The sequence below is a fragment of the Methylobacterium terrae genome (genome assembly GCF_003173755.1).
GTDB classification, from domain to species: Bacteria; Pseudomonadota; Alphaproteobacteria; order Rhizobiales; family Beijerinckiaceae; genus Methylobacterium; species Methylobacterium terrae.
In genome coordinates this window covers 2,570,906-2,596,159 of sequence record NZ_CP029553.1, presented here as the reverse complement: position 1 = coordinate 2,596,159, position 25,254 = coordinate 2,570,906, and the positions used below count along the sequence as shown (strand labels likewise).

At 72.6% G+C, this 25,254-nt stretch carries 27 protein-coding genes; 11 read left to right on the top strand and 16 right to left on the bottom strand.

The window, feature by feature from the left end; genetic code table 11:
• Positions 1–57 precede the first annotated feature (57 nt).
• The 3 genes from DK419_RS11690 to DK419_RS11680 all read left to right on the top strand — a co-directional run bounded on the left by DK419_RS11690 (position 58) and on the right by DK419_RS11680 (position 4,341).
• Positions 58–3,507: an indolepyruvate ferredoxin oxidoreductase family protein gene (locus DK419_RS11690; RefSeq protein ID WP_109959229.1), complete on the top strand. Its 3,450-nt coding sequence runs from the start codon at positions 58–60 to the stop codon at positions 3,505–3,507.
• Positions 3,508–3,612: 105 nt separating this feature from the next.
• Positions 3,613–3,828: a DUF2842 domain-containing protein gene (locus DK419_RS11685; protein WP_109959228.1), complete on the top strand. Its 216-nt coding sequence runs from the start codon at positions 3,613–3,615 to the stop codon at positions 3,826–3,828.
• 144 nt (positions 3,829–3,972) lie between these two features.
• Positions 3,973–4,341, top strand: a complete 369-nt coding sequence (locus DK419_RS11680) for a hypothetical protein (protein WP_109959227.1) — start codon at positions 3,973–3,975, stop codon at positions 4,339–4,341.
• 15 nt (positions 4,342–4,356) lie between these two features.
• Here the strand turns inward: DK419_RS11680 and DK419_RS11675 are convergent, their stop codons facing one another.
• A complete protein-coding gene (locus DK419_RS11675) occupies positions 4,357–5,412 on the bottom strand; it encodes a polysaccharide deacetylase family protein (protein ID WP_109959226.1) in 1,056 nt (351 codons plus the stop codon).
• 113 nt (positions 5,413–5,525) lie between these two features.
• Between DK419_RS11675 and DK419_RS11670 the strand changes: the two genes are divergently transcribed.
• Positions 5,526–6,719 (top strand): GNAT family N-acetyltransferase, encoded by a 1,194-nt coding sequence (locus DK419_RS11670; RefSeq protein ID WP_109962259.1) that lies wholly within the window; start codon positions 5,526–5,528, stop codon positions 6,717–6,719.
• Between the two features lie 3 nt (positions 6,720–6,722).
• On the opposite strand, the gene cobT is transcribed toward DK419_RS11670, so the two are convergent.
• Positions 6,723–7,754, bottom strand: a complete 1,032-nt coding sequence (cobT, locus tag DK419_RS11665; RefSeq protein ID WP_109959225.1) for a nicotinate-nucleotide--dimethylbenzimidazole phosphoribosyltransferase — start codon at positions 7,752–7,754, stop codon at positions 6,723–6,725.
• Between the two features lie 138 nt (positions 7,755–7,892).
• Between cobT and cobS the strand changes: the two genes are divergently transcribed.
• Genes cobS through DK419_RS11650 form a run of 3 tightly spaced genes read left to right on the top strand, consistent with a single transcriptional unit; the run spans position 7,893 to position 9,694 of the window.
• Positions 7,893–8,780, top strand: coding sequence for an adenosylcobinamide-GDP ribazoletransferase (cobS, locus tag DK419_RS11660; RefSeq protein ID WP_109959224.1), 888 nt, complete (start codon positions 7,893–7,895; stop codon positions 8,778–8,780).
• Positions 8,780–8,992: a DUF1289 domain-containing protein gene (locus DK419_RS11655; RefSeq protein ID WP_109959223.1), complete on the top strand. Its 213-nt coding sequence runs from the start codon at positions 8,780–8,782 to the stop codon at positions 8,990–8,992. The genes cobS and DK419_RS11655 overlap by 1 nt, the downstream gene beginning before the upstream one ends.
• Before the next feature lie 3 nt (positions 8,993–8,995).
• Complete coding sequence (locus tag DK419_RS11650) at positions 8,996–9,694, top strand: retropepsin-like aspartic protease family protein (RefSeq protein WP_109959222.1); 699 nt, start codon at positions 8,996–8,998, stop codon at positions 9,692–9,694.
• A gap of 9 nt (positions 9,695–9,703) precedes the next feature.
• Here the strand turns inward: DK419_RS11650 and DK419_RS11645 are convergent, their stop codons facing one another.
• The 4 genes from DK419_RS11645 to DK419_RS11630 form a co-directional block, all read right to left on the bottom strand.
• On the bottom strand, positions 9,704–10,579 hold the full coding sequence (locus DK419_RS11645) for a bifunctional helix-turn-helix transcriptional regulator/GNAT family N-acetyltransferase (RefSeq protein ID WP_109959221.1): 876 nt from the start codon (positions 10,577–10,579) through the stop codon (positions 9,704–9,706).
• A 127-nt stretch (positions 10,580–10,706) separates the two neighbouring features.
• Positions 10,707–11,510, bottom strand: coding sequence for a Bax inhibitor-1/YccA family protein (locus tag DK419_RS11640; protein ID WP_109959220.1), 804 nt, complete (start codon positions 11,508–11,510; stop codon positions 10,707–10,709).
• Between the two features lie 234 nt (positions 11,511–11,744).
• Positions 11,745–14,339 carry an ABC transporter permease gene (locus tag DK419_RS11635; RefSeq protein ID WP_109959219.1) on the bottom strand — a complete coding sequence of 865 codons (2,595 nt, stop codon included), beginning with the start codon at positions 14,337–14,339 and terminating at the stop codon, positions 11,745–11,747.
• 5 nt (positions 14,340–14,344) lie between these two features.
• Positions 14,345–15,040, bottom strand: a complete 696-nt coding sequence (locus DK419_RS11630; RefSeq protein WP_109959218.1) for an ABC transporter ATP-binding protein — start codon at positions 15,038–15,040, stop codon at positions 14,345–14,347.
• Positions 15,041–15,210: 170 nt separating this feature from the next.
• Between DK419_RS11630 and DK419_RS11625 the strand changes: the two genes are divergently transcribed.
• Positions 15,211–15,846: an arylesterase gene (locus DK419_RS11625; RefSeq protein WP_245442918.1), complete on the top strand. Its 636-nt coding sequence runs from the start codon at positions 15,211–15,213 to the stop codon at positions 15,844–15,846.
• Positions 15,847–15,852: 6 nt separating this feature from the next.
• Positions 15,853–16,404, top strand: coding sequence for an RNA 2',3'-cyclic phosphodiesterase (gene thpR, locus DK419_RS11620; protein WP_109959216.1), 552 nt, complete (start codon positions 15,853–15,855; stop codon positions 16,402–16,404).
• Between the two features lie 146 nt (positions 16,405–16,550).
• Here thpR and DK419_RS11615 read toward each other — a convergent pair whose 3' ends face one another.
• From DK419_RS11615 to hisB, 9 genes are all read right to left on the bottom strand, one after another.
• A complete protein-coding gene (locus DK419_RS11615; protein WP_109959215.1) occupies positions 16,551–17,768 on the bottom strand; it encodes an ABC transporter substrate-binding protein in 1,218 nt (405 codons plus the stop codon).
• Positions 17,769–17,830: 62 nt separating this feature from the next.
• Entirely contained in the window at positions 17,831–18,862 is a 1,032-nt protein-coding gene (coaA, locus tag DK419_RS11610) for a type I pantothenate kinase (RefSeq protein ID WP_425352649.1), read from the bottom strand.
• Entirely contained in the window at positions 18,859–19,182 is a 324-nt protein-coding gene (locus DK419_RS11605) for a phosphoribosyl-ATP diphosphatase (protein ID WP_109959214.1), read from the bottom strand. Before DK419_RS11605 ends, coaA begins: the two co-directional genes overlap by 4 nt.
• A gap of 96 nt (positions 19,183–19,278) precedes the next feature.
• Positions 19,279–20,061: an imidazole glycerol phosphate synthase subunit HisF gene (gene hisF, locus DK419_RS11600; RefSeq protein WP_109959213.1), complete on the bottom strand. Its 783-nt coding sequence runs from the start codon at positions 20,059–20,061 to the stop codon at positions 19,279–19,281.
• A 10-nt stretch (positions 20,062–20,071) separates the two neighbouring features.
• Positions 20,072–20,566: a DUF29 domain-containing protein gene (locus tag DK419_RS11595; RefSeq protein ID WP_245442917.1), complete on the bottom strand. Its 495-nt coding sequence runs from the start codon at positions 20,564–20,566 to the stop codon at positions 20,072–20,074.
• An 86-nt stretch (positions 20,567–20,652) separates the two neighbouring features.
• Complete coding sequence (hisA, locus tag DK419_RS11590; protein ID WP_109959212.1) at positions 20,653–21,405, bottom strand: 1-(5-phosphoribosyl)-5-[(5-phosphoribosylamino)methylideneamino]imidazole-4-carboxamide isomerase; 753 nt, start codon at positions 21,403–21,405, stop codon at positions 20,653–20,655.
• Between the two features lie 45 nt (positions 21,406–21,450).
• Positions 21,451–22,110: an imidazole glycerol phosphate synthase subunit HisH gene (hisH, locus tag DK419_RS11585; RefSeq protein WP_109959211.1), complete on the bottom strand. Its 660-nt coding sequence runs from the start codon at positions 22,108–22,110 to the stop codon at positions 21,451–21,453.
• 64 nt (positions 22,111–22,174) lie between these two features.
• Positions 22,175–22,669 (bottom strand): DUF2628 domain-containing protein, encoded by a 495-nt coding sequence (locus DK419_RS11580; RefSeq protein WP_109959210.1) that lies wholly within the window; start codon positions 22,667–22,669, stop codon positions 22,175–22,177.
• Between the two features lie 70 nt (positions 22,670–22,739).
• Positions 22,740–23,342: an imidazoleglycerol-phosphate dehydratase HisB gene (hisB, locus tag DK419_RS11575; RefSeq protein ID WP_109959209.1), complete on the bottom strand. Its 603-nt coding sequence runs from the start codon at positions 23,340–23,342 to the stop codon at positions 22,740–22,742.
• 159 nt (positions 23,343–23,501) lie between these two features.
• On the opposite strand from hisB, the gene DK419_RS29420 reads away from it, so the two are divergent.
• Complete coding sequence (locus DK419_RS29420; protein ID WP_245442916.1) at positions 23,502–23,957, top strand: BrnT family toxin; 456 nt, start codon at positions 23,502–23,504, stop codon at positions 23,955–23,957.
• Positions 23,935–24,237 carry a BrnA antitoxin family protein gene (locus DK419_RS11565; RefSeq protein ID WP_109959207.1) on the top strand — a complete coding sequence of 101 codons (303 nt, stop codon included), beginning with the start codon at positions 23,935–23,937 and terminating at the stop codon, positions 24,235–24,237. The genes DK419_RS29420 and DK419_RS11565 overlap by 23 nt, the downstream gene beginning before the upstream one ends.
• Positions 24,238–24,317: 80 nt before the next feature.
• On the opposite strand, the gene DK419_RS11560 is transcribed toward DK419_RS11565, so the two are convergent.
• A complete protein-coding gene (locus DK419_RS11560; RefSeq protein WP_109959206.1) occupies positions 24,318–25,199 on the bottom strand; it encodes an S-methyl-5'-thioadenosine phosphorylase in 882 nt (293 codons plus the stop codon).
• Positions 25,200–25,254: the final 55 nt, after the last annotated feature.

Genomic DNA, 25,254 nt, shown 5'->3' with positions numbered 1-25,254 from the left:
GACAGGCAGGTTTTGCCTCCGGGACAGGCATAGCCTGGCGGCCGAGGAGACCCGCCGATGCCCGAGCTCGACCGCGCCTACCGTCTCGACGACCGCTTCGACCGGAGCCTCGGCCGGGCCTACATGACCGGCACGCAGGCCCTGGTGCGCCTGCTCCTGTCCCAGGCCGCGCTCGACCGGCGCGACGGGCTGAACACCGCCGGCCTCGTCTCCGGCTATCGCGGCTCGCCGCTGGGCGCCGTCGACCAGGAATTGTGGCGCGCCAAGGACCGGCTCGCGCAGGCCGGCATCCGCTTCCAGCCCGGCATCAACGAGGACCTGGCGGCGGCGGCGCTTCTGGGCAGCCAGCGGGTGGCGCTCGACCCTTCCGCCACGGTCGAGGGGGTGTTCGGGCTCTGGTACGGCAAGGGCCCAGGGGTCGACCGCTCGGGCGACGCGCTCAAGCACGGCAACGCCTACGGCTCGTCGCGCAAGGGCGGCGTGCTGGTCGTCGCCGGCGACGACCACGGCTGCGTCTCCTCCTCGATGTCGCACCAGAGCGACCTGGCGCTCGCCGCCTGGCACATGCCGGTCATCCACCCTGCCTCCATCGCCGAGTACGAGGCCTTCGGCCTGTGGGGCTTCGCCGCGTCGAGGGTCTCCGGCGCCTGGGTCGGCTTCAAGGCGATCTCCGAGGTGGTCGAGGGCGCGGCCTCGATCGACCTCGCGCCGCTGCCGCACTTCGCCGCGCCCGATTTCACCCCGCCGCCCGGCGGCCTGCACATCCGCTGGCCCGACCTGCCGAGCCTCGCCATCGAGGCACGGGCGCTCAGGAAGCTCGACGCGATCCGGGCCTTCGCCCGCGCCAACCCCCTCGACCGGCTGGTGGTGGCGCCCGAACGGCCCCGCCTCCTCGTCGTCACCGTCGGCAAGGCCCATGGCGACGCCATGGAGGCGTTCCGGCTTCTCGGCTTCGGGCCCGCGGCACTCGCCGCCGCGGGAATCGCCGTGCTGAAGGTCGGCCTCGTCCACCCCCTCGACACGGCCGGGATCTCCGCGCTCGCCGCCGGGGTCGGGACCGTCCTGGTGATCGAGGAAAAGGCGCCGCTCGTCGAGCGGCAGCTCCGCGACGGGCTCTACGACCTGCCCGCCGGGCACCGCCCGCGCATCCTCGGCAAGCGCGATGCGGCGGGCTCGGCCCTCGTCCCGGAGGTCGAGGAGTTGCGCCCCTCGCGCCTCGTCGGGATCCTGGCCGAGACCCTGCGCGGCCTCGGCCTCGCCGCCCGGGCGCCGGAGGCGCCGTCCGCGCCTCCCGCCCCTGGCCCGCTTTCCGTGCGCACGCCGTATTTCTGCTCCGGTTGCCCGCACAACACCTCGACCCGGGTGCCGGAGGGCTCGCAGGCCCGCGCCGGCATCGGCTGCCACTTCATGGCGAACTGGATGGAGCGCGACACCACCGGCATCGTGCCGATGGGGGCCGAGGGCGTCGACTGGACCGGCCAGGCGCCGTTCACCCGCCAGGCCCACGTCTTCCAGAATCTCGGCGACGGGACCTACTTCCATTCCGGTCACGCGGCGATCCGGCAGGCGGTCGCGAGCGGGGCCAACATCACCTACAAGATCCTCTACAACGACGCGGTCGCGATGACCGGCGGCCAGCCGGTCGACGGCGTGCTCAGCGTGCCGCAGATCACCCGCCTGATGGCGGCGGAGGGCGCGGCCCGCGTCGTGGTGGTGTCCGACGATCCCGACCGGGTGGCCGGGGCCGCCGCCCGCGACCCCCTCGGCGCGGGCGTCACGGTGCATCACCGCGACGACCTCGACGCCGTGCAGCGGGACTTGCGCGAGACCCCCGGCGTCACCGTGCTGGTCTACGACCAGACCTGCGCCACCGAGGCGCGCCGGCGGCGCAAGCGCGGCCTCTCGGGCCCCGCACCGCGGCGCGCGGTCATCAATCCCCTCGTCTGCGAGGGCTGCGGCGACTGCCAGACGAAGTCGAACTGCCTCTCCGTCGTGCCGGTCGAGACCGAGTTCGGCCGCAAGCGCGCCATTGACCAGACCGGCTGCAACAGCGACCTGTCCTGCCTCAAGGGCTTCTGCCCGTCCTTCGTGACGCTCGACGGCGCGACGCCGCGGCGCCGGCCGGGCGTCGCGGTCGATCCCGGGACCGTGGCGGCCCGCGCCGCCGCGCTCCCCGAGCCCGACACCGCGCTCGGGCCCGAGCCCTACGAGATCCTGGTCGCCGGCGTCGGCGGCACCGGGGTCGTGACGGTCGGCGCCCTCATCACCGTGGCGGCGCATCTCGAGGGGCGCGGCGCCAGCGTCCTCGACTTCATGGGCTTTGCCCAGAAGGGCGGGCAGGTGCTGTCCTTCGTGCGGCTCGCCGCCGATGCCAACGCCCTCAACCAGGTACGGATCGACCGCGGCCGGGCCGACGCGGTGCTCGCCTGCGACCTCGTGGTGGCGGCAAGCCCCGACGCCGCCGCGGTGATCGACCCCGCCCGCACCTGCATCGTCGCCAACACCCACGAGATCCCGACCGGCACCACCCTGCGCGACCCGAATGCCCGCATCGACACGAGGATGCTCGAGGGCCTGCTCGCCCGCCGGGTCGGTGCCGGCGCGCTGCGCAGCGTCGACGCCCAGGCGATGGCCGCGCAGCTGATCGGCGACGCGCAAGCCGCCAACGTGCTGCTCCTGGGCTTTGCCTGGCAGTGCGGCCTGGTGCCGGTCTCCCGCGCCGCCCTCGACCAGGCGGTGGCGCTGAACGGCGTCGCGGTTCCGGGCAACCGCCTGGCGCTCGCCTGGGGCCGGCTCATCGCCGCCGACCCGGCCTTCGTCGCCGCGCAGGTCGCGCCGGAGGCGGAGCCCGCGCAGGGTCTCGACGCCGTCGTCGCCCGCCGCGCCGAATACCTCGCCGCCTACCAGGACGACGCGTATGCCGCGCGCTACCGGGCCCGGGTGGCGGAGGTGCGGGCGCGGGCCGGCGACGCCCTCGCCGAGGCGGTCGCCCGCTCCCTGTTCAAGCTGATGGCGATCAAGGACGAGTACGAGGTCGCCCGCCTCCAGTCCGACCCGGCCTTCCACGCGCGTCTCGCCCAGGAGTTCGAGGGACGGTTGCGCCCGACCTTCCACCTCGCCCCGCCCTTCCTCGCCCGGACGCGGCCGGGGGAGACCGAGCCGCGCAAGATCGCCTTCGGGCCCTGGCTGCTGCCGGTCCTGCGCGGGATCGCGAGGCTCAAGGGCCTGCGCGGCCGGCGCCTCGACCCCCTGCGGCTGATCGGCGAGCGGCGCGAGGAGCGAAGGGTGCTGGCGGAGTACGAGGGACAGATCGACGCTGGCCTCGCCCTCGTCGGCCGGGCGGACCCGGCGGTCCTTCGCGATCTCCTCGCCGCGCCGGAGGCGATCCGCGGCTTCGGCCCGGTCAAGGCGCGGGCGATCGCGGCCTGGCGGGCCCGCAGCGAGGCGCTGCTCGCGGCGGCCCGGGCCGGCAACGATGCCGGCGCGCCGCTGTCGCGGGCGGGGTGACGGCCCGCCCCCGGCCGGTCCGCCTGCGTCGGCCAGCCGGATTGCGGTGAGACAGGGCCTCGCGTAGGCGGTATCGCAACCCTGCCACCGCCACAGGTTGCCCCCATGCGCCGCCGAACCCGTTCCTTCCTCGGGGCGATCGCGATGATCGCCTTCGTGATCGTCTACGCGCCCCTCGCCATGGCGCTCGCCGATAGCCGCATCGCCGAGACGCCCGCCCTGGTGCAGTCGGTGCTCTACGCCATCCTCGGCATCGCCTGGATCTTCCCGCTGATGCCGCTGATCCGCTGGATGGAGCGGCCGGACCGCGACCCGGCCTGAGACCGCCTCGAACGGTGTGTACCGATCGGTGAAAAGGCCGGCTTTTCGCCCGAAATGGCTGCCAGAGACCGCGACGCAGCCGTCCGGCCCGCGCCCTCCCCGCCTCGTGCATCCCCACTGAACCCGCAAGGCAGCCTCAGGCCCATGCGCCACGCGCTCGCGCTCCTCCTCCTCCTCGGTCCTCTCGCCGGTGCCGCGCTGGCGCAGGGCGCGCCGCGCTCGGTCGGCGATTGCGAGCGCATCAAGGGCGACCTCGCCTACAACCAGTGCCTGTCGCTGTTCGGCCCCGCCGCGAAGAGCATCGCGCCCGCCGCCGCTGCGGCCGCTGCGGCCGCCGCCGCCGCGATCCCGCGCCTGCCCGTGCCGCCGTCCCTCGCCGAGATCGCCGAACCCGCTCCGCGCGGCCGGCGCGGCCGGACCCGGCGCGTGCGCGGCGGCCGCCAGAGCGCGACCTTCGCGATCATCAGCGGCGGCAGCGAGAGCCGCCACCACCGCCGCCGGCGCCACCGCTGACGCCCCGGTCCGACCTCAGCCGACGTTGAGCCGCCGGCCCCGGTTCCAGGCCAGGAACGGCACGCCCGACAGGAGCGCGCGCAGCGCCGCGTCGGTCTGGAAGCAGCCGTTGACCGAGACCCGCGGCAGCGCGTGGAGATGGGCCGCGTGCACGGGAAAGAGGTGGCCCGGCCGCGTCGTCACGCCGGTGTGGTAGCCCGCCTCCCGGGCGAGCGCGAAGTCCCGCGGGCCGGCCGAGCCGGGATCGCCGACCGGATAGGACAGGTGCTCCGGCACCCGGCCGAGGAGGCCTGCGAGCCGCGCCCGCCCCTCGACGATCTCGCGCCGCGCGGTCGCCTCGTCGTGCTTGGCGAGCATCGGATGCGTCAGGGTGTGGGCGGCGAGCGTCACCGCCTCGTCCCGGGCGAGGTCGCGCAGCTCCGACCCCGTCAGGCACAATTCGCCGGCGATCGTCTCGGCCGCGATCCCGGCCTGGCCGCACAGGCGCAGGGTCGCGGCGCGCAGATCCGCCTCCGGCCCCGCCCTCAAGCGGCGGTAGGCCTCCGCGAAGGCGGCGGATTTCCGCGCCGCACCGTCGACGGGCAGGTCGAGCCCGACCTCCGGCAGCCGCACCCGGTCGAGGATCCCGATTGCCCGCTCGAGCTCGATCCACCACAGCCGGCCGGCTCCCGTGGCGAAGTCGTGGGTGACGAACAGGGTCCAGGGCGCGTCGTGGCGACGCAGGACCGGAGCCGCGTGCTCCAGGTTGTCGCGGTAGCCGTCGTCGAAGGTCAGGACCGCGAAGGGCGGTCCCGCCTCGGCCAGCCGGCGCGGGACCTCGGCGAGCGGGACGATCGCGAAGCCGCGAGCCCGCAGGGCGCCCACGGTGCGGTCGAGGAAGGCCGGGGTGATCGCGAGCAGGCGGTTGGGCGCGTAGGAGCCCGGTTCCGGCTCCTCGGGCCGGACGTGGTGGAAGGTCAGGATCACGCCGCGGCCGCGGGCGGCGGGGCCGAGCCAGCGGTCGGCCCCCGTCGCCGCGATCGTGGCGAAGCCGGCGTGGAACAGGCGGTGGCGGGCGCGGGCGGACAGCATGACCGCATCCTCACCCCGGTCCGCGAAAGCTTCGTTACGGTGTTTGCGGATTCTGCACGCTTGCCCGCTACCTCGTCGGGAGGGCTTTCGGGGGCGGGGCGATGGGCGGGACGATGCGACTCGCGGCGGATGCGGCTCTGGCCGGGGCGGCGCCGACCCCCGCCTCGGCTCTCGAGATCTCGACCGAGATCTTGCCCGAGATCTTGCCCGGCCTCGCGGCGGCCGAGGCCCCGTGGCGGGCGCTGGAGGCGATGCCGAGCGTCGTGATGACGCCCTACCAGCGCTACGACTGGGTGGCGGCCTTCGCGACCGCCCTGCCCCGCAAGGCCCGTCCCTGCCCGGTCCTGCTGCGCGATCCCGACGGACGGCCGCTGGCGCTGCTGCCGCTCGCCGTGACGCGGGAGGCCGGCATCCGGGTCGCCCGGATGATCGGCGGACGGCACGCGAACTACCACATGCCGGTCTTCGCCGGCCCGGAGGCCGCCGCCCTGCCGGCCGAGGCGTACCGGCAGGCCCTGGCGCAGGCCGGTCGCCGCGCCGGGATCGACGTGATCCACCTCGTCGACCAGCCGCGGATCTGGGACGGCGTGGAGAACCCGCTGGCGCACGGCCCGGCCTCGCCGAGCGACGGGTACGGCCTGGCGCTCGAGGCGGATCCGGACGCGGTGCTCAAGCGCCTCATGAGCGGCGATGCCCGCCGCAAGCTGCGCCAGAAGGAGAAGTGGCTCGTCGCCGCGCTCGGCCCGGTGGAGCACAGGGTCGCGGCGGATCGGGCCGAGGGCGAGGCGATCCTGTCGGCCTACCTCGCCCAGAAGGCGGTGCGGTTCGCGCAGGCCGGGATCAGCGATCCCTTCGCCGACCCGGCGGCTCGGGCCTTCCTCGCCGAGGCGCACCGGGCGGGCGCGCTGGAACTGCACGCCCTGCGCACCGGGGACGGCCGCATCCTGGCGACCTTCGTGGGGGCCGTCGATGCGCGCCGCTTCAGCGGCATGCTGACCTCGTTCGATCCCGACCCGGCGCTCGCCCGCTTCAGCCCCGGCGACCTGCTGCTCCAGGCGCTGATCCGCGACCAGGCCCTGCGCGGCCGCACCGCCTTCGACCTCGGCGTCGGCGAGGCGCGCTACAAGGCCAGCGTCTGCGACGAGACCATCGCCCTCGTCGACGCCGTGCTGCCGGTGAGCCTGCGCGGCCGCGCCTTCGGGCTCGCCGCGGAGGCGGGCGGGCGCCTGAAGCGGCGGATCAAGCGCGATCCGCGGCTCTGGGCCCTGGTCGGGCGGCTGCGCAAGGCGGTGGCGCGGCCGGCCTGAGCCTCAGGCCACCGGCCCCGACACCCCCGCCTGATCGAAGGTCGCCATCTCGCGGTGGCAGGCCACCGCCGCCTTGACGATGCCGAGCGCGAGTGCCGCGCCGCTGCCCTCGCCGAGGCGCAGGCCGAGGTCGAGGAGCGGGCGCAGGCCGAGGCGCTCCAGCACCGCGGCGTGGTCGCCCTCCGCCGAGACGTGGCCGGCGAGGCAGTGGTCGAGGGCGCGCGGATCGACGGCGTGGAGGAGCGCCGCCGCCGCGGTCGAGACGTAGCCGTCGATCACCACCGGCACCCGCTGCAGCCGCGCCGCCAGGATCGCGCCCGCCATCGCGGCGATCTCGCGCCCCCCGAGGCGCGCCATCACCGCCAGCGGATCGTCGAGGTGGCCCTGGTGGCGGGCGAGCGCCGCCTCCACCGCCGCGACCTTGCGGGCGTAGCCGGCCTCGTCGACGCCGGTGCCGCGGCCGACCCACCGTCCCGGCTCGCCGCCGTAGAGCGCGGCGTAGATCGCCGCCGCCACCGTGGTGTTGCCGATGCCCATCTCGCCGACCGCGAGCCCGTCGGTGCCCGCCGCCACCGCCTCCATGCCGAACGCCATGGTGGCGACGCAGGCCTTCTGGGTCATCGCCGGCTCGGTCGTGATGTCGCCGGTCGGCATGTCAAGGGCGAGGTCGAACACCTTGAAGCCGAGGCCGTAGGCGGCGCAGATCTGGTTGATCGCCGCCCCCCCGGCGGCGAAATTGTCGAGCATCTGGCGGTTGACCGCCGAGGGATAGGCCGAGACGCCCTTCGCCGCCACGCCGTGGCTGCCGGCGAAGACGCAGACCAGCGGCCGGTCGAGGGTCGGCGGCGCCTTGCCCTGCCAGGCCGCCATCCAGGCGGCGAGGAATTCGAGCCGCCCGAGGCTGCCGGCGGGCTTGGTCAGCACCGAGTCCCGGGCCGAGACCTCGGCGGCGGCGGACTCGTCCGGCCCCGGCATGGTGGCGATCAGGCGGCGGATGTCGTCGAACGGGGCTGCGTCGGTGGGGATCTCGGCCATGGCGAACGTGTCCTGCGGGGGCAACCCCGCATGCGGGGCTTTCGTGAGGCGAGCAGATACAGCAAAATGGCGCGAAGGGGCGAATCCGCGCGCGCGGGTCCGGGTTCACGGGTTGATGTCGTCGGGATGCGTCGAGTGATGGCGACGGGAACGAGCGCCGGGCCGGGCCGCGCGGGCGATGAGGCCCAAGAATCTCAGGCCGACGACGCGTTCGAGCCGCCCCCGACGCGGTCCGGCCCCTGGCCGCCGCTCGCCGACCTCGCCGCCTGCCTGCGCTTCTACAGCCGGCTCCCGGTCCCTGCCCTGCCGGGCGAGGCCGACAGCCACGCCGCGCCCGACTTCCGCACCGTGCCCCGGATGCTGCCGCTCGCCGGCCTGGTGATCGGCCTGCCCGGCGCCGTCGTTCTGCCTGCGGCCCTGACCCTCGGCCTCGGGCCGTTCCTCGCCGCGACCCTGGCGCTCGCCTTCGCCACCCTGGTCACCGGGGCCCTGCACGAGGATGGCCTCGCCGACGTCGCCGACGGGTTCGGCGGCGGCACGACGCCGGCGCGGCGCCTCGAGATCATGCGCGACAGCCGCATCGGCGCCTACGGCGCCGCCGCCCTGGTCCTGTCCTACGCGCTGCGCATCGGGGCGCTCGCGACGCTCGCCGACCGGATCGGCTGGCGCGTCGCCGTGGCGTTCCTGGCGGTCGCGGCGCTCTCGCGCACCGCCGCGCTGTGGCCGCTCTGCCGCTTGTCCCCCGCGCGGCCGGACGGCGCCGCCCACGCGGTCGGCCGCCCGACGACCAAGACCCACGCCACCGCCTGGGCGCTCTGCCTCGCCGTGCTGGTGCTCGCCGGCCTCCTCGGCCTGCCGTGGCTCGGCCTGTGCCTCGCCGGCCTCCTGGCGCTTCTCGCCGCCTGGACCGTGAGCCGGATGGCTGCGCGCCTCGTCGGCGGCCAGACCGGCGACGTGATCGGCGCGAGCCAGCAGGTGGCCGAGATCGCCGCCCTCCTCGCCCTCCTGATCGCGATTCCCGCCTGATGCCCGCTTCCACCCCCTGCATCCGCCTCTGCGTCCTCGATCCGGTCACCGGCCTGTGCGAGGGCTGCGGCCGCACCGGCACCGAGATCGCCGCCTGGGGCGGCCTCCCGGAGGCCGAGCGCCTGCGGATCATGGCGACCCTGCCGGCGCGCCTCGCCGCCGCCGATGCCGCGCCTCGGCCGGAGGCGGAACCGGCCGCCGCGGTGGCCTGACCGGTGCCGGGCGCCGTCGGCATCGGGTTCCTGCTCCTTGCCTGCGCGTACGCGCTGGCGAATCTCGGCGGGCGCGAGATCGCGGGGCTTCGCCCCGACGAGGCGGCCGCCCTCGCCGGCGCCGGGGCCGCGTCGCTGCTGGTGCTGAACGCCGTCGGCAACCGCTTCCGGTTCGGCTTCGGCGAGGGGCTGTTCGCGCTCGTGGTCTGGGGCGCGGTCGGCGCCGGGGGCGCCGTCCTGTACGGCTACCGCGACCAGGCCCGGGACATGGCCTTCCGGGCGCTCGGGGAGATGAGCCCGGGAGAGCCCGTGCCAGGTCGCGGCGACGAGGTGGTGATCGCCCGCCGCGTCGACGGCGGCTTCACCGTGCAGGCCAAGGTCAACGGCCGGCCCGAGGCCTTCGCCTTCGATACCGGGGCGAGCGCGGTGGTGCTCACCGCCGAGAGCGCCGCGGCGCTGGGCATCCGCCCGGGACCGTCCGCCTACCGGGTCCAGGTCCAGACCGCCAACGGACGCACCGCGGCGGCGCCGGTGGTGCTCGACACGGTCGCGGTCGGGCCGATCAGCGAGACCCGCGTCGCCGCCCTGGTGACCCGGCCCGGGGCGCTCAGCATCAACCTGCTCGGGATGAGCTTCCTGGAACGGCTGGCGTCCTACGAGGTGAGGGGCAGCCGGTTGATCCTGCGCGGGGCGCGGGGGTGAGAATCGCCGTCACAACCGCTTCTCGAAGAAGAAATCCGGGTACGGATCGTCGTTGAAACGGTCGATCTCGACCCATCCGGTGCGACGGTAGAGCTGCAGCGCCTCGGTCAGCGCGCTGTTCGAATCGAGCCTCAGGGTCGTGATCGCGAGGTCGCGCGCGGCATTCTCCGCCGCCTCCATCAGCCGTCGGGCGAGGCCGAGGCCGCGGGCGGAGGGGCAGACCCAGAGGCGCTTGATCTCGGCCACCTCGCCGCCCTTGCCCTTCAGGCCGACGCAGCCGATCGGCAGCCCGTCCGACGACGCGACCAGGAAGGCGCCGCGCGGCCGCATCATGTCGGCGGCCTCCGGATCGCGGGAGAGCGCGACGTCGAAGCCGGTCGAGAGCCGGCGCCCGAGTTCGGCGTAGTAGGCCGTCAGGCAGTGCAGCGCCGCCTCGCTGCGCGGATCGGTCTCCTCGACCGCGATCCGCTCGCGGTTGAGCGCCGTGGCGACGAGGTCCATCGCGCGCAGCAGCTCCTCGCCGCGGGGAAAGCGCTCCAGCAGCGACGCGGCCTGCGCGTTCGACAGGGCCTCGTAGGCCGAGAACTCCCTGCGGCCGGCCTCGGTCAGGGCGGCGACGCGCCGGCGGGCGTCGGACGGATGGGGCAGCGTGACGACCAGCCCCTCCTCCTCCAGGGCGCGGAGCAGCCGGCTCATCAGGCCGGAATCGAGGCCGAGGTAGTCCCGCAGGGACCCGACCTCGCCCCGCCCGTGCCCGATGGCGTTGAGCACCCGGGCGGCGCCGAGCGGCCGGCCGCGACCGAGGAAGGACGTGTCGAGGGCCCCGACCTCGGCGGTCACGGCCCGGTTGAAGCGGCGGATGCGGGAAACGGCGTCGGTCGACATGTCTCTGACGTAAGTCAGAGATTGTGCACCGTCAACGGGCTTTCCATCAACAAAAAGCCCCGGCCTTGCGGACCGGGGCTTTCCTGGATCGGGCGGTTCGGGGCGGCGTGCCACCCCTCGTCGCGTCTCAGTTGTTCCGGTTGCCCATCAGCGAGAGCAGGAACTGGAACATGTTGATGAAGTCCAGGTACAGCGTCAGGGCGCCGATCACCGACACCTTGGCGGCGGTCTCGCCGTCGAAGTTGCCGTAGAGGTACATCTCCTTGAGCTTCTGCGTGTCGTACGCGGTCAGGCCGGCGAAGATCAGGACGCCGATGACCGAGATCGCGAATTGCAGCGCGCTCGAGGCCAGGAAGATGTTGACCAGGCTGGCGATGACGAGGCCGATCAGGCCCATCACCAGGAACGAGCCGATGCCCGAGAGGCTGCGGGTCGTCGTGTAGCCGTAGAGGCTCAGGCCGCCGAAGGCCGCCGCGGTGATGAAGAAGACCTGCACCACGCTCGCGCCGGTGTAGCGGATCAGCAGCGTCGAGAGCGACGCACCCATCACCGCCGCGAAGGCGAAGAAGGTGGTGCGGGCGCTCGCCGCCGACATCCGGTCCATCCGGAACGAGAACAGGAAGATGAAGGCGAGCGGCGCGAGCGCGATCACCCACATCAGCGGCGTGGCGTAGAGCGTGCGGCCGAAGCTGGTCAGCGGGATCGAGCCGATCCGCGCCACCGCGTCCGCCTGCGAGGTCGCCACCGCGAGCTTGTTGATGCCGATGGCCACCAGCCCGGAGATGCCGAGGCCGATGATCATGTTGTTGTAGACGCCGAGCATGAACGCGCGCAGGCCCTGGTCGACCTGGACCTGGCTCGGGGCGTAGCCCGTGGGGCCGCCGTAGCCGTTCGCGTTGCCCTGCCGGAACGGGCTGTTCTCGAATGCCATGGGAGATTCCTTCGGAAGCTCTCTAGCGTGGATGTTCCTGGTGCGAGGCTCTCACGCGACCCTCGGACGCTTGCGCGTCGGATCGGCGCCCGGGCCCTCGCGGGCCCGCTCGCCTTGACGGGAATATGTGGGGTGCGGCGAGCGCGCACAAGGGCGCGGGCGGGTCCGATTTCCGCCCGCCCCGGGCAAAACCCAAGGTCAATCCGCCGCAGGTCGGACGAAGGATTAACAATCCTACAGATTTCGTAGGTACTGCGCCGGCTTCTGGCTGAGGATGCGCCAGGTGCCGGCGAGCCCGAGCCCCACCGCGACCACCACCGCCAGGAGGGCCGCCAGCACCGCCCCCGAGAGGTCGAGGGCGAAGTCGAGGCGCATGACCCGCGTGAGGATCACCCAGCCGGCCAGCGTCCCGGCGGCGAGGCCGAAGAGCGCGGTGGCGAGGCCGAGCGCCCCGTACTCCATCGTGTAGGCCGACAGCAGCCGCGCCCGGGTCGCCCCGAGGGTCTTGAGCACCACCGCGTCGTAGAGCCGGGCCCGGTGGCCGGCGGCGAGCGCGCCGGCCAGCACGAACAGGCTCGTCGCCACCGCCACCGCGCTGGCGCCGCGGATCGCGAAGACGAGCTTGGCCACGAGGTCGTTGACCGCGTCGAGGGCGTCCTTCACCCGCACGCTGCTCACCGAGGGGAACTCCCTGGCCGCGTCGCGCAGGATCCGGGCCTCCAGGGCGGCGTCCGGCCCCTCCGGCAGGGTGAGGGTCGCGAGGTCGCTGTGCGGCGCCCCCCGGAAGGTGCCGGGCGAGAACACCATCACGAAGTTGATGCCGAGGTTGCGCCACTCGACGTGGCGCAGGTTGGCGATCGTCACGGTCAGGCTGCGCCCGAGCACGTTGACGGTGACCGTGTCGCCGACCTTGAGGTTCAGGCTGCGGGCGAGCTGGTCGTCGAAGGAGACGAGGGGCTTCCCCGCCTCCTCGCCCTTCCACCACTGCCCGGCGGTGATCCGCGAGCCGTCCGGCAGGTCCTCCGCGTAGGTGATGCCGCGGTCGCCGTCGAGCACCCAGGCGGCGTCCTCGCCGGCCTTCACCTGGCCCGCCGGCACGCCGTTGAGCGCCGTGATCCGCCCGCGCATCATCGGCACCCGCTCGATCTTGGCCCGCGGCGCGGCGCGGCCCAGGAACTGGTCGAAGGCCTCCGAGTCGCGGCTCGAGATGTCGAGGAAGAACAGGCTCGGCGCCCGCGCCGGCAGCGAGCGGGTCAGCGTCCGGGTGATGTTGGCGTCGATGAGGCTCAAGGTCACCAGGAGCGTGATGCCGAGGCCGAGCGACAGCACGATCGAGGGCGTGAGCGCCCCCGGGCGGTGGAGGTTGGCGAGCGCGAGCCGCGGCGCGGCCCGGCCCGGGCGCGGCAGGCGGCGCGCCAGCGCCATCAGCCCGGCGGCGACGAGGCGCAGGAGCCCGAAGGCGAGGCCGGCCGCCGCGATGAAGATCAGCGCCACCGCGCGGTCGTAGGCGGTGGCGAGCGCGAGGCCCACGAGCCCTGCGAGCGCGAGGCCGAGGATCGCGAGATAGCGCGGCCGCGGCCAACGCCGGTCGGGATCGACGGTGTCGCGAAACAACCCGGAGACCGCGACGTCGTGGGCGCGGCCGAGCGGCCCGATCGCGAAGGCGAGCGCGGTCAGCACGCCGTAGAGTGCCGCCACCGCGAGCTCGCCCGGCGCCAGCGTCGGGTTGAGCGGCAGCGGCAGCAGGGAGCCGAAGGCGGCGTCGAGCGCGAAGGGCAGCGCGGCGCCGACGACGAGGCCGGCGGCGATGCCGATCCCGGCGATCAGCATCACCTGCGCCAGGTAGATGCCGACCACCTGCCTTCCCGGCGCGCCGAGGCTCTTCAACGTCGCGATCGAGGCGCGCTTGCGCTCGACGAAGGCCCGCACGGCATTGGCGACGCCGACCCCGCCGACGAGGAGCGCGGTGAGGCCGACCAGGGTCAGGAACTGCGTGAAGCGCTCGATGCTGCGGGCGAAGCGCGGATCGGCGTTGAGCCGCGAACGGATCTCCCAGCCCGCCTCCGGCAGGGCGGTCTTGGCCTCCGCCATCGTCCGCTCGACGGCCGCGTCGTCGCCGCTCGGCAGCGTCACCCGGTAGACGAACTTGTTGAGGCTGCCAGGCTGGACGAGGCCCGTGGCCCGGAGCGCGTCGAGGGACACCATCAGGCGGGGCCCGAAGCCGATGCCGCCGGCGATCTTGTCGGGCTCGGCCGTCAGCACCGTGCGCAGCACGATCTCGGCCCCGCCGACGGTCAGCCGGTCGCCGAGCTTGAGGTCGAGGCGGGCGAGCAGCGCGGAATCGGCGGCGGCGCCGTAGACGCCGTCGCGGGCGGCGAAGATCTCGGCGGGCGGCATCGCCGGCTCGGTCGTCAGCGCACCGACGGCCGGGTAGTCGGGCCCGACCGCCTTCAGCTCGACGAGGGCCGCGCCCTTGTCCCCGGCCGAGGCCATAGCGCGGGTGAAGCCCACCACCGAGACGCGGCCGCGCCCCTCCAGGAAGGCCCGCTCCTGCGGGCTCGCCTCGCGGTGGACCAGCCCGAAGGTGACGTCGCCGCCGAGGATCCGCCGCCCCTCGCGGGCGAGGCCGTCGGAGAGCGAGCGCGACAGCGAGGCGACGCCCGCGATGGTGGCGACCCCGATGGCGATGCAGGCGAGCAGCACCGTGAAGCCGCGCAAGCCCCCGCGCAGCTCGCGCAACGCGAGGCGCAAGGTCAGCGGCAGGCGCGAGGGACGGCCGGGCGACGATCCGGGTGCGCCGCCGGCGAGGTCGGGAAGGCTTCCGTGCATGGGGATTACGCGCTCACCGCCGCGTCGATCAGGCCCGAGCGCAGGCGCACCGTGCGGTCGCACAGGCGGGCGAGGCCGGGATCGTGGGTGACCAGCACCAGGGTGGCGCCGCGGTCGCGCTTGAGGGCGAAGAGCAGGTCGACGATCTGGGCGCCCGTCGCCTCGTCGAGGTTGCCGGTCGGCTCGTCGGCGACGAGAATCGCGGGCTCGGGCACCACCGCCCGGGCGATCGCCACGCGCTGCTGCTCGCCGCCCGACAGCTGGGCCGGGTAATGGTGCAGGCGGTGCCCGAGGCCGACCGCTTCCAGCTCGCGTGCCGCCCGCGCATGGGCCTCGGGCGCGTCGGCGAGTTCGAGCGGCAGCGCGACGTTCTCGAGCGCCGTCATCGTCGGCACGAGGTGGAAGGACTGGAACACGATGCCGATGCGCCGGCCGCGAAAGCGCGCCAGCGCGTCCTCGTCGAGCCCGGCGAGGTCGGTCCCCTCGACCACGACCCGCCCCGAATCCGGCCGCTCCAGCCCAGCCATGGTCATCAGCAGGGTCGACTTGCCCGAGCCCGAGGGACCGACGAGGCCGACCGCCTCGCCCGGCGCGACCGAGAGCGAGATGCCCTTGAGGATGTGGACCCGGGCGGCGCCGCGGCCGAGGCTGAGATCGACGCCCTCGAGCGCGATCGCCGGTCCGGTGGCCTTGTCGGTCATGGGCGGGAAGCCGATCTGTGGAGGCGACCGATCGGGTCGGCGCCGGAGATGACGAAGTGGGACGGACCTACGCAGGACAGGCGGCCCGCCGGCCCGATATGGGCCGCGCATCGATGCTTCGCCATGATGGCCGCCGCGCGGCGCTCGCATTTCTGATCGTTTCGCTCGTGATGACGCTCGTGACGCCGCTCCACGCCCAAGGTCTCTCGAAGGACGCTCCCGAGGGAACCGGGAAGGCCCGCCATCTCAACCTCGTCGCCCTCGGCGACAGCCTCACCGCCGGGTACGGCCTGCCGGCGGCCGCCGCCTTCCCGGTGCAGCTCGAAGCCGCCCTCCGGGCGCGCGGCCACGCCGTGACGGTCGCCAATGCGGGCGTCTCGGGCGACACCGCGACCGGCGGCCTCGACCGGGTCGACTGGTCGGTGCCGGACGGGACCGACGGGGTGATCCTGGAGCTCGGCGCCAACGACATGCTGCGCGGCACCGACCCGGCCGTGACCGGGAAGGCGCTCGACGCCATCGTCGCCCGGCTCAAGGCCCGCGGCATCCCGGTCCTGCTCGCCGGGATGCGGGCGGCGCCGAATCTCGGGCCCGACTACGTCAGGCGCTTCGACGCGATCTATCCGCGTCTGGCGGAGCGCTACGGCCTGATCCTCTACCCGTTCTTCCTCGACGGCATCGCGGGCGACCGGGGCCTCAACCTCGCCGACGGCCTGCATCCGACGAAGGACGGAGTGGCCCGGGTGGTCGCCGGCATCCTGCCGAGTGTCGAGGAATTCCTCGCGCGCCTGCGCAAGGGGGCGTGAGCCGCCATGCCGCGCCTGTTCACCGGGATCGAGGTCCCGCCCGAGACCGGCCTCCTGCTCTCCGGTTTCCGGGGCGGCCTGCCGGGCGCCCGCTGGGTCGAGCCCGGGGATTACCACGTGACCCTGCGCTTCATCGGCGATGTCGACGGGGGCCTGGCCGACGAGATCGCCGAGGCGCTCGCCGGGACGCGGCCCCGCCCTCCCCTGACCCTCGTCCTCGACGAACTGGCGGTGTTCGGCGGCGAGCGGCCGCACGCGTTGTTCGCCCGCGTCGTGCCCGATCCCGACCTCGCCGACCTGCAGGCCGAGCACGAGCGCCTCCTGCGCGATCTCGGCGTCCCGCCGGACACGCGGCGCTTCACCCCCCACGTCACCCTCGCCCGCCTCAAGCGCGGCGCCGGACCGGACGGGGTGGCGCAGTACCTGGCGATGCAGCCGGTCTTCCCGCGCGTGTCGTTCACGGCGCCGCGGGTGGCTTTGTACTCCGCCCGCGCCTCGGTCGGCGGCGGGCCCTACGTGGTCGAGGCGGCCTATCCGCTGGGCGAGGACGAGGCGTGAGAACCGGTCCGGCCTCCCCCCGAACGGGTGATGGCGGTATCGACGAAGTAGGGTAGTATCGCCGTACTGCCTCCGACGAAGGGGCGCGCGCCCACGCCGTTCACCTCCACCATCGAACTTGGCGTGGGCGCTTCCTTGTTTTCCGGCTACCCGGCTTTGCCGATGTAGGGGCAGTTGCCCGCCTCGATCGGCCGGAACGCCCGGTCGCCGGGGATCGTGGCGATCGGCTTCAGCAGGTCCCACTCGCCCTTCGATTCGGCCGGCGCCTTCACCTGCATCAGGTACATCTCGTGGACCATGCGGCCGTCCTCGCGCACCCGGCCGTTCTTGGCGTAGAAGTCGTTGACCGGGGTCTCGCGCATCCTGGCGATCACCGCCTTGGCGGAATCGGTCCCGGCCGCCTGCACGGCCTTCAGGTAGTTGGAGATGCTGGAATAGACGCCGGCCTGGAACTGGGTCGGCATCCGGCCGTGGCGCTTGAGGAAGCGCTGGGCGAAGGCCCGGGTCTCGTCGTCGCGGTCCCAGTAGAAGCTGGTCGTGAGCAGCATCCCCTGCGCCGTCTCGAGCCCGATCGCCCGCAGGTCGACCACGTCGATCAGGAGCCCGACGAGCTTCTGGCCCTGCTGCTGGATGCCGAACTCGCCCGCCTGCTTGGCCGCCGTCGCGGTGTCGCCGACCGGATCGGCGAGCGCGATCACCTTGGCACCCGAGGATTGGGCCTGGAGCAGGGCCGAGGAGAAGTCCGCCATGCCCATCGGGTGGCGCACCGAGCCGATCACCTTGCCGCCGGCCCTGGCGACCGCCTGGCCGGTGTCGCGCTCCAGCGCGTGGCCGAAGGCGTAGTCGGCGGTGACGAAGTACCAGGACGTGGCGCCCTGCTGGACGAGGGGGCCGGCGGTGCCGTTCGCCAGCGAGTAGGTGTCGTAGGTCCAGTGGATCGCGTTCGGCGAGCAGGCCGGGCCGGACAGGTCGGAGGAGCCGGCCGAGGAGTTGAGGAAGAGGCGGTCGCGCTCGCGGGTCAGGTTCTGGACGGCGAGCGCCACCGAGGAGGTCGGCACGTCGGCAACGACGTCGACCTGCTGCAATTCGAGCCACTGGCGGACGATGTTCGAGCCGATGTCGGGCTTGTTCTGGTGGTCGGCCGAGACGACCTCGATCCGCTTGCCCAGCACGGTGCCGCCGAAATCCTCCACCGCCATCCGGGCGGCGGTGACCGAGCCGGGGCCGGTGCTGTCGGCCTGGGCCGCGCTCATGTCCGACAGGACGCCGATCTTGACCACGTCGTCGGAGATCTGGGCCTGGGCCGCGCCCGCGCACAGGGTCGCGGCCAGCGCGAGGGCCGCGCGCCGTAGGGCTCGTGTCATGGTGTGTCCTCCCGGTTTTTCCGCATGCTGGCGGGGGATGGGAGGACGGTCAACCGGCGGCGCTACAGCCGCCGCAACGCCACGCTCTCGATGCGGTGGCTCGCGCCCTTGGCGAGGATCAGGCTGGCGCGCTGGCGCGTCGGCACGATGTTGTCGCGCAGGTTCAGGAGGTTGATGCGGTTCCACAAGCCGTCGGCGGTGGTCAGCGCCTCCTCCTCGCTGATCTCGGCATACTTGCGGAAGTACGAGAGCGGATCGCGGAAGGCGGTGTTGCGCAGGCGCAGGAAGCGGTTGACGTACCAGCGGTGCAGGTCGTCCTCGTGCGCGTCGAGGTAGACCGAGAAGTCGAAGAAGTCCGAGACGAAGGGGATCGCGGTGCCGTCCCGCGGCAGGCGGGCGGGCTGGAGCACGTTCAGCCCCTCGACGATCAGGATGTCGGGCCGGTCGACCACCGTGTTCTCCCCCGGCACCACGTCGTAGACGAGGTGGGAGTAGAGCGGCGCCGCGACCTGGCGCTTGCCGGCCTTGATGTCGGCGAGGAAGCGCAGGAGCGTCGGGGTGTCGTAGCTCTCCGGGAAGCCCTTGCGCTCCATCAGGCCGAGGCGCTGCAGCTCGGCATTGGGGAACAGGAACCCGTCGGTGGTGACGAGGTCGACCTTCGGGGTGTTGGGCCAGCGGGCGAGCAGCGCCTTCAGCACCCGGGCGGTGGTCGACTTGCCGACCGCGACCGAGCCGGCGACCCCGATGATGTAGGGTACCTTCACCTCGCGCTCGGCGAGGAGGAAGCGCTGGGTCGCCTTGAACAGCCCCTGCGTCGCCGCGACGTAGAGCGAGAGCAGCCGCGACAGCGGCAGGTAGATCGCGATGACCTCCTCGAGCGAGATCGGATCGTTGAGCGATTGCAGCCGCATCACGTCCTCGGCGGTGAGGGTGAGCGGGGTATCGGCGCGCAGGTGCGCCCATTCCTCGCGGGCGAAGACCCGGTAGGGCGAGAGGTGGTCGGTCGCCTCGTCGAGGGAGGCGGCGAGTTCCGCGGCGCCGCTGCCCTGGAGCGCGCCGGGAACGCGGCTGCCGTTCATGCCGGCCTCGGTCATGCCGGCCTCCTCGCCGCCTTCTCGGCGATGCCGCTCTGCGCCGTGCGCCGCTCCAGCTCCGCCATCACAGCCTCCAGGGGCACCTCCGCGGCCCTGAGAACCACCAGCAGGTGGTAGAGCACGTCCGCCGCCTCGGCTTTCAGCCCGTCGCGGTCGCCCTGCACCGCCGCGATGGCGGCCTCGACCGCCTCCTCGCCGAGCTTCTTGGCCGGCCGCGCCGGCCCGCCGGCGACGAGCTTCGCCGTGTAGGATTCCTCCGGCGAGGCGGCGGCCCGCTCGCGGACGATGCGGTCGAGGTCGGCGAGGGTGAAGGAGGTCATGCGGCGGCCGTTGGTGTTGCGGGTGAACCCTGGGGCCGGGGGTGCCGAGCGGTCAAGCGGCAACCCGCAGCATGTCCCGCACTGATTGCCGAAGAGTCAGGGCGTCGGATCGAGCCGCATCGCGAGCCCCGCCGCCGCCATGTGAGCCTTGGCCTCGCCGACCGTGTGCTGGCCGAAATGGAAGATCGAGGCGGCGAGCACCGCGCTCGCCCCGCCGTCGCGCACGCCCGCCACGAGGTCGTCGAGGCCGCCGACGCCGCCGGACGCGATCACCGGCACGTTGACCGCGTCGCTGATCGCCCGGGTCAGCCCGATGTCGTAGCCCGAGCGCATCCCGTCGCGGTCCATCGAGGTGACCAGCAATTCGCCCGCCCCCTTCCCGGCCACGAGGCGGGCGAACTCGATCGCGTCGATGCCGGTGGGCTTGCGGCCGCCATGGGTGAAGATCTCCCAGCGGGCCGGCTCGCCCTCGCCGGAGACGCGCTTGGCGTCGATCGCCACGACGATGCACTGCGCGCCGAACTTCTCCGCCGCCCGCGCGACGAGGTCGGGATCGTTCACCGCCGCGGTGTTGATCGAGACCTTGTCGGCCCCGGCGAGCAGCAGGGTGCGGATGTCCTCGACCTTGCGCACCCCGCCGCCGACGGTGAGCGGCATGAAGCAGGCCTCCGCCGTGCGGCTGACCGCGTCGAGCAGGATGCCCCGGGCCTCGTGGCTCGCCGTGATGTCGAGGAAGCAGAGCTCGTCGGCGCCGGCGCGGTCATAGGCCTTGGCGGCCTCGACGGGATCGCCGGCGTCGCGCAGCTCGAGGAACTGCACGCCCTTGACGACGCGGCCGTCCTTGACGTCGAGGCAGGGGATGATGCGGGTCTTGAGCACGGGCGCCGTTTCAGGAGTTCGAGTCGATGGGGAAATCGCGCGTGAGCATCTCGTCGCGCGTGTAGGGACATGTCTCGGGAAACGTCCGCAGCGGGAGACCGGTCTCCCGCGAGGCATCGAGCCTGGCCCCCCGATAGGCACGGGCCATGGCCTCATCCAGGCGGCATTTCAGGCCAGGGCTGTCGGCGAGAACATCGGCCGCCTGGTCGCGCTGATCGCGGATCGACAGCGCCCAGCTTCGGGTGCGCCGTTCGGGCTGGCAGTCGAATTTCAGCATGTGCAGCAGCACGACCCGCCAGGCGCTGACGAGACTGCTCAATTCCGAACGGCCCAAGCTCTCGATCTCCTCGGCCAGGTTCTCACGGTCGAGGGTCGAGAGGTTGCCGGCGCGCAGGGCCGCGGCCTGCTCCATCGCCCAGCCGTAAAAGTCGTCGTCATACACCGTTGCAGGCCCAGGCGTCGGCCGTGCCGCGGCAGGCTTGGATTTACGGGTCGCGGCGGTCACGCTCGTCTCACGCCTCTGGATTGAGCCGTCTCGATCCTATCACGAGACGGTCCCATACGCCTCAAGCCGTCGACCGGATCTGGTCCTCAAGCGCCCTTGCCCTGCGCCGCCTTCGCCCGGGCGATGGCGGCGAGCGCCTCCTTCGGGTCGATCCGGCCGTCGTAGAGCGCGCGTCCCGTGATGGCGCCGGCGAGGCCCGCGCAATCAGGCTCCAGGATGCGGTGCACGTCCTCAATCGAGGCGAGCCCCCCGGAGGCGATGACCGGGATCTTCACCGCCTGGGCGAGCGCCAGCGTCATCGGGATGTTGAGGCCCTTGAGGATGCCGTCGCGGGCGATGTCGGTGTAGATGATCGCGGCGACGCCGGCATCCTCGAAGCGGCGGCCGAGTTCCTCCGCCGTGACCGTCGAGGTCTTGGCCCAGCCCTCGACCGCGACCTTGCCGTCCTTGGCGTCGATGCCGACGGCGATCTTGCCCGGGAAGCGGCGCGCCGCCTCGCGCACGAAGGTTGGGTCCTTCACCGCGGCGGTGCCGATGATGACCCGGCTGACGCCCTTGGCGAGCCAGCCCTCGACCGTGCGCATCTCGCGGATGCCGCCGCCGAGCTGGACCGGGATCTCGACCGCGGCGAGGATCGCGTCGACCGCCGCGGCGTTCATCGGGGCGCCCGCGAAGGCGCCGTCGAGATCGACCACGTGGAGCCAGGGGAAGCCCTGCTCCTGGAACGTCGCGGCTTGCGCCGCCGGGTCGTCGCTGAAGACGATCGCTTGCGCCATGTCGCCCTGCACGAGGCGGACGCAGCGCCCTTCCTTGAGATCGATGGCCGGAAACAGGATCACGCGTCGTCACCGCAAGGCTTGAGGGGTCAGGAGTGGCGGCAGCCCTCAGGGCCGCCAGCGCAGGAAGTTGCCGATCAGCCGGAGGCCGAGGGTCTGGCTCTTTTCCGGGTGGAACTGGGTGCCCGCGATGGTGCCGCGGGCGACCATGGCGGTGACCGGACCGCCGTAATCGGCGCTCGCCACCACGTCGTCGGGCTCCGCCGGGCTCAGGGCGTAGCTGTGGACGAAATAGGCGTGCAGGCCCTGCGGTCCGGTCGGGATGCCCTCGAGCAGCGGGTGGGACCGGCGGGCCTGAAGCGTGTTCCAGCCCATATGTGGCACCTTCAGGCCCGGGTCCGACGGCCGGATCGGCGCGACGTCGCCGGGGATCCAGCCGAGGCCGGGCGTGACCTCGTATTCGAGGCCGCGGCTCGCCAGCAGCTGCATGCCGACGCAGATGCCGAGGAACGGCCGGCCGCGGCCATGCGCCGCCTCGGTCATCGCCTCGACCATGCCGGCGACGGCATCCAGCCCGCGCCGGCAATCGGCATAGGCGCCGACGCCGGGAAGCACGACCCGGTCGGCCGCCGCCACGGTCGCGGGGTCGGAGGTGACGACGATGCGGGCCCCGGTGCCGCTCTCGCGGGCGGCGCGCTCGAAGGCCTTGGCGGCCGAGTGCAGGTTGCCGGAACCGTAATCGATGATGGCGACGGTGTCCGCGCTCAACGGAAGTCCTCCCGGGTCGCGGTGATCTGGGTCAACGGGACGGATGTGCGAGTGGTTGCGGCGCTCACCGGGGGCTCTGCGCCTCCGGAAACAGGCCAAGAGCCGGGCTCTCGGCGCGGACGCTCGCCGGCGTCGCGGGGCGGGGCGCCTGCGTCGTGCCGAGGCGGGCGCCCTCCTCCCGCAGCCAGCGGGCGACGAACTTCACCTCCGCCTCCTTGGCGTCGGACGCGGTCACGGCGTCGCGGATCGGGCGGCCGGTGCGGGCATAGGTCCAGCGCCTGAGGGACGAGGCCTCGAGGCCGATGAGCCAGGATAGGAGCACCGCGATGACGAAGCCCGCGACCGGGTTCAACCCCAGGGCGAGGCCGAGTGCCCAGACCACGATCTCGACTGCCAGCACCGCGATCCCGGCGAGCCAGAGACGGTGCCAGAAGAACCACAGGGCCGAGAACCAGAAGGCCGGCCACACGAAGGCGTCGGGCACCAGCTTGGCGCGGTCGAGCGCCTCCGGCTCGCCGGGATCGACCTCGTCGGGGACGTGCAGGGTGTAGGTGGTCATCCGGTCTCCCCGGGATCCGTCTGGTCGGGATCGCCGACTTGCTCGGTGTCTTGCTCGACGTTCTGCAACCTCAGAGCGAGCCCTTCGTCGAGGGCACCCGGCCGCCCTCGCGGGGATCGACCTCGATCGCGTGCCGCAAGGCACGTGCCAGCCCCTTGTAGCAGCTCTCGGCGATATGGTGCTGGTTGTCGCCGTACAGCGTCTCGACGTGGAGCGTGATGCCGGCATTCATCGCGAAGGCCTGGAACCACTCCCGCACCAGCTCGGTGTCGAAGACGCCGATCTTCTCGCGGGCGAACTCGGTGCGGAACACCAGGAACGGCCGGCCGGAGATGTCGACGGCGACCCGGGTCAGTGCCTCGTCCATGGGCAGGTGCAGGTCGGCGTAGCGGCGGATGCCGCGCTTGTCGCCGAGCGCCCGGGCGAAGGCCTGGCCGAGCGCGATGCCGCAATCCTCGGTGGTATGGTGCTGGTCGACGTGGAGGTCGCCCGTCACCTTGATCTCGAGGTCGAACAGGGCGTGCCGGGCCAGCAGCTCCAGCATGTGGTCGAGGAAGCCGACGCCCGTCGCGATGCTGGCCTTGCCGGTGCCGTCGAGGGTGAGGGCGACGCTGACGTCGGTCTCGGCGGTGCGCCGGTCGACGCGGCCGGCGCGGGGGGTGGTCTCGATCATCGCGGGTGTGGGTCGCCAACGGGAAACGGGCTGCCTTGTTAAAAGGCAGCCCGCGGAAACGCCAGGGGTGATCCGGGCATTATACCCTTGCGCCATCGGAAGGGAGCGGGATCACGCCGGAGGTCGTACAAACCTCATAGGGCTGAGAAGGCCGCAATCGTGCCCAAGGCAAACGGCAGGGCACCGCGACCATGGGACGACCCTCTCGGCACGGATGCGCATCTCCTCGAGCCAGCAACGCTCGCCGTCATAGGCCGTGGCTGCTACGATCGTTCGTCGATTTTAGCCCGTTCGTGGGCAAACCATCACACAGCCGTGAGCATGGGCGAGAACGAGACAACGGAGTGGGCCGATCTCAAGAATGCGCGCAACGTCGAGCAGCGCGGAATCGATTTCGCCGATTTGGCGGATGCCTTCGATGGACGCTTCGCACTCGTCGCAGAGGATAGCAGGCAACCCTACGGCGAGCGACGTTTCAATATGCTGGTCGAACTCGGCGGGGTGCTCTTGAGCATCACGTTCACGCCACGCCCGCCGAGGAACAGAATTATTTCGGCACGCCTCGCGAGCAGGAAGGAAAGGAGAACGTACCATGCCAGACAGCAAAGCAGCTAAAGCACCGGCCGGCCGAACGAATTGGGCCGCGCTCCGCGCAATGCCGGACGATGAAATCGAGCGGATCGCAACGGAGGACGAGGACAATCCAGCCACTGATGAAAGCCACTGGATCAACGCGTCAGTTTACGCACCCAGCGGAAAGACTGCAATCCATGCGACTCTCGACCAAGATGTCGTCGAGTTTTTCAAGCGCAATGGATCGGACTACTCCGCGCGAATGAACGAGGTTTTACGCAATTATATGGAGACTCAGCAAGACGAGACGCGCGACCGTTAAGGAGCGGCGAAGAGCACCGTTGGATCGAGCGCTCCCCGCATACAGAATCGACTGCATATCCGCCAAGAAACGGCAGCTTCCTATCGAATGTCGGCCAGCACCCGCGCGCAGATCGCATCGAGCTTGGCCATCAGCGCCGGATCCCGGTGGCTCGGCGCCGTCATGATGGCGCCGTCAAGCGCCCGGTCGGAGCGCGCCGGGCAGGGCTCGCGCTCAGGGGGCAAGTCCCGGGCGAGGCGGCTGACCAGGCGGGCGGCCTTGGCGGCGTTGGCGCGGGCCACCGCCACCACGGCGGCGACGTCGACGGCGTCGTGCTCCGGGTGCCAGCAATCGAAGTCGGTCACCATCGCGATCGTCGCGTAGGTGATCTCGGCCTCGCGGGCGAGCTTGGCCTCCGGCATGTTGGTCATGCCGATCACGTCGTAGCCCTGCGCCTTGTAGGTCAGCGACTCGGCGTAGGACGAGAATTGCGGCCCCTCCATGCAGACGTAGGTGCCGCCCTTCCTCGCCGCGATCTCCTCGGCCTCCGCCGCGGCGAGGATGCGGGCCTGCAACCCCGGGCCGACCGGGTGCGCCATCGAGACGTGGGCAACGCAGCCGTTGCCGAAGAACGACGAGGTCCGGCCGACCGTGCGGTCGACGAACTGGTCCACGAGCACGAACAGGCCCGGATAGAGCTCCTGCCGGAACGAGCCGCAGGCCGAGAGCGCGACGATGTCGGTGACGCCGGCGCGCTTCAGGACGTCGATGTTGGCGCGGTAATCGATGCCCGAGGGCGAGAGCCGGTGGCCGCGGCCGTGCCGGGCGAGGAACACGACCTGCGTCTGGCCGATGCGGCCGATGCGGAGCGCGTCCGAGGGCTCGCCCCAGGGCGAGGCGATCGCCTCCTCGCGCACGTCCTCCAGCCCGGGCAGGTCGTAGACGCCCGACCCGCCGATCACTCCGAGCACGGCCTTCGCCATGGGGATTCTCCTGTAACGAAAAGAGGCCCCTTGCGGGGCCTCTGCACGAGTTGGA